This window comes from Cytobacillus praedii (genome assembly GCF_001439605.1).
Taxonomy (GTDB): domain Bacteria; phylum Bacillota; class Bacilli; order Bacillales; family Cytobacillaceae; genus Cytobacillus; species Cytobacillus praedii.
In genome coordinates this window covers 669-1023 of the sequence record NZ_LMBX01000063.1, presented here as the reverse complement: position 1 = coordinate 1023, position 355 = coordinate 669, and the positions used below count along the sequence as shown (strand labels likewise).

Below are 355 nucleotides of genomic sequence, written 5' to 3'. Positions count from 1 at the left end.
TGGCTGGGCTAGCTGGATTCGAACCAACGCATGTCGCAGTCAAAGTGCGATGCCTTACCGCTTGGCTATAGCCCATTGAAGTTCTATCATGAATGATCAAAACAGGAACATTTAATAACAAATTTAATTATTTTAATCTGATTCATTTCAATNGCTGATGGGAATCGAACCCACGAATGTCGGAACCACAATCCGATGCGTTAACCACTTCGCCACAACCGCCATATTTAGAATGAAAATATGGTGGAGGGGGGCAGATTCGAACTGCCGAACCCGAAGGAGCGGATTTACAGTCCGCCGCGTTTAGCCACTTCGCTACCCCTCCATATTGAATAAAGGTTAAAAAAGGATAAAA

2 tRNA genes are annotated in these 355 nt (G+C 44.1%); both read right to left on the bottom strand.

The window, feature by feature from the left end:
- Positions 1 to 75: transfer RNA gene (locus ASU02_RS25450), tRNA-Gln, on the bottom strand.
- A 166-nt stretch (positions 76 to 241) separates the two neighbouring features.
- A tRNA-Tyr gene (locus ASU02_RS25440) sits at positions 242 to 325 on the bottom strand.
- Positions 326 to 355 lie beyond the last annotated feature (30 nt).